This window comes from Oscillibacter sp. CU971, assembly GCF_905219725.1.
In the GTDB taxonomy this organism is placed as follows: Bacteria; Bacillota; Clostridia; order Oscillospirales; family Oscillospiraceae; genus Oscillibacter.
In genome coordinates, this window is record NZ_CAJMXG010000308.1 from 1 (window position 1) to 2,942 (window position 2,942).

A 2,942-nucleotide genomic window follows, 5' to 3' on the forward strand; every position below is an offset into this window, starting at 1 on the left:
TGTAATGCTCCCGGACGGCGACGGCTTTTCCCTGATGGAGCAGATACGCGCATGGACGGATATTCCCGTGATTTTTCTGACGGCCCGTGACGAGGCGGCGGACAAGCTGGCGGGGCTGGGTCTTGGAGCGGACGATTATATCGCAAAACCCTTTCTGCCCCAGGAATTTCTACTGCGGGTCTACGCCGTTCTGCGCCGGTGCTACAAAAAGGACGCGGCCGTTTTGAAGCTGGATCACTGTACGGTGGATTTCAGCCGGGCCGAAGTGGATAAGGGCGGTGAGTTACTTCCCTTGACAGCGATGGAGCATAGGCTGCTGGAAACCCTTGCAAGGAATGAGGGCCGGATCGTGACCGTGGACACGCTCTGCGAGGCCCTATGGGGCGACAATCCCTTTGGCTATGAAAACAGCCTGAACGCCCATGTGCGGCGGGTCCGGGAGAAGATCGAGGCGGACCCGTCAAAGCCGGTTTCCCTGCTGACGGTCAAGGGGCTGGGCTATAAGCTGCTGGCGAGGAAATAACCAATGAAAGCATTTGGAAAATATATCTCGAAGTATCTGCTTTCCTTTTTTGCCTTTGCGCTGGTTCTCCTGCTTGTCAACATTCTGGCGTTTGCTTTGACGTTCGGAGGTATCGTGTTCAGAGAATACGGTTCGGCATCTCCGGCAAATATGTTGGAGGCCGTAGCCGCTGATCTGTCGGCATCCGGCATATCGGAAGAAAGGTCGCAGGAATTAACCCGCAATCAAATTTGGGCTATGCTGTTGGACGCAAGCGGGCACTGTATTTGGGAGGCATCTTTGCCGGAGGAAATACCGACACAGTACACCATTCAGGATGTGGCTGTGTTCTCGAAAGGCTATCTGCAAGACTATCCTGTTTTTGTGCGGAACATGGACAATGGCCTGCTGGTGCTGGGCTACCCAAAGGACAGCTTTATGAAGCTGACGGGAAACTATTTCCCAATACGGGCGATTAGGGTTTTCCCGCTCTTTATAACCGGCATTTTGGCAATAGACATAGTGCTTCTGTTTTTGGTCTACTATCTCTCTAAAAGAAAAATCTCCAAAAATACGGAGCCGATTATGGCTTCTATCAAAACACTGTCCACAGGAAAACCTGTTGATTTGTCTGTTCAAGGCGAGCTGTCGGAAATTGCGGACAGCGTCAATCAGGCGTCCCAGGTGTTGAGCAGGCAAAACCAGGCCCGCGCCAACTGGATCAGCGGTGTTTCCCATGACATCCGCACGCCGCTTTCTATGATTATGGGGTATGCCCAGCGGATTGCCGGAGATCACGGGGCCAGTGGGAATATTCAGCAGGAGGCAGAAATCATCCGGGCGCAGAGCGCGAAGATCAAAGACTTGGTACAGGACTTGAATTTGGTATCGCAGTTGGAATATGAAATGCAGCCGCTCCATAAAGAGCCGGTGCGCCTATCTAAGTTGCTGCGCTCCTACGCGGCGGATTTGCTTAATGCGGGTATCAGTGAGAAGCATTCTATTGAGGTTGAAATATCTCCCGAAGCGGAAACCGCAGTTATAGACTGCGACGCCCGGTTGATTTCACGGGCTATCGGCAACTTGGTGCAGAACAGCATCAACCACAACCCGCAGGGGTGCAATATTTCCCTGTCGCTTGATTGTATATCGGAAAATGTTTCTATCACAGTTGCGGACAATGGCGTGGGGTTGTCCGCAGAAAAATTGCGGGAGCTGGAAGAAAAACCGCATTACATGGAAAGCACCGACGAACGGCTTGATTTGCGGCATGGGCTGGGGCTTTTGCTGGTACGGCAGATTGTGGAGGCGCATGGAGGCACGTTGAGAATGGCAAACGGCACTTGTGGGGGATTTAAAGCGGTGTTGATTTTCGCTTGAGATATGACAAAATCTAAAACGTGTCCTCGATATTTGCGTTGACTATATTATCACTATATGATAACATAGAAGGCAGCAAAAAGAGGTGTGCAGATGAAAGCGGAATTAATTGGCCCACGTCTGAAAGAACTTCGGCAAGGCATGAATCTGACCCGCTTAAATATGGCCGAGTTGCTTGGGGCCAGTGCAACCAGTATTGACCGGTATGAACGCAGCATTGTTAGACCAACGGTAGAATGTTTCTTGATTTATGCTGATTACTTTGACATATCGTTAGATTATATCTTTGGACGGTGTGACCAGCCGCAAGGCAAGTTGTATGAACATTGCCCCCATGTGGAACTGAGCAACCCTGAATTGAAACAATTTGTGGATACGTGCTTTGATCCAGCATCTCCCATGAGTGGCAGACTGAAAGGAGCGTTGACAAAAATGCTGGAGGACACAAAAAAATGATACCAGCTTATGCAAAAGAACTTGCGCATATTTGGGATTGGATAAATGACAAATATAGACAATTATGCAGGAATGTGCAGATAATTTTAAACCCAAATGAGCGCAACCAGGTCAGAAGAAACCTGGAAGTAATTTCAAATGGCGTTCAGCATGAGTATCTATTTTATAGTCAAGAGTTACCTTCTATCAAAGGCAAGCTGTTTAGGCCTTGTTTGAAAATTGGCGGAATACCGGATTGGGCAGATTTTTTCCAGGCAAGGCGATTTGACTTGGAATCCTGACGGATTCCAAGTCAAACCAACGCAGTCCTGGCGGAAAAAGGTGCCCAAAGACGGCGTTTTGCCATTTTTCAAACAAGGCCTAACCTATTGCCCTTTGCATATGAAGCATATGGGTTAAATATTGCGGTATTTGGCCAGCTTTATAATATTATCAAGCATATTCGTATTGAAACAATAAATCAACGGATATGGCAAGACATTCGCCCTAATATATCCAAGGTGTCAAAAGATTTGTTTTGCGATGGTCACTTTGCATCTGCTGTTGAAATTGCCGTCAAAGAAATAGAAACTCAGATGCGAACTCTGTTCAAACAATATAATCC

The 2,942-nt window shown here is 48.4% G+C and carries 3 protein-coding genes and 1 pseudogene; all 4 read left to right on the plus strand.

Annotated elements, in window-relative coordinates:
• On the plus strand, positions 1-523 hold a 523-nt coding region (locus JX325_RS14585), incomplete at its 5' end, for a response regulator transcription factor (RefSeq protein WP_204791805.1).
• Between the two features lie 3 nt (positions 524-526).
• Entirely contained in the window at positions 527-1,882 is a 1,356-nt protein-coding gene (locus JX325_RS14590; protein WP_204791806.1) for a sensor histidine kinase KdpD, read from the plus strand.
• 93 nt (positions 1,883-1,975) lie between these two features.
• Positions 1,976-2,338, plus strand: a complete 363-nt coding sequence (locus tag JX325_RS14595) for a helix-turn-helix domain-containing protein (RefSeq protein WP_204791807.1) — start codon at positions 1,976-1,978, stop codon at positions 2,336-2,338.
• A 368-nt stretch (positions 2,339-2,706) separates the two neighbouring features.
• A pseudogene (locus tag JX325_RS14600) lies at positions 2,707-2,942 on the plus strand (TIGR02391 family protein); the annotation flags it as partial.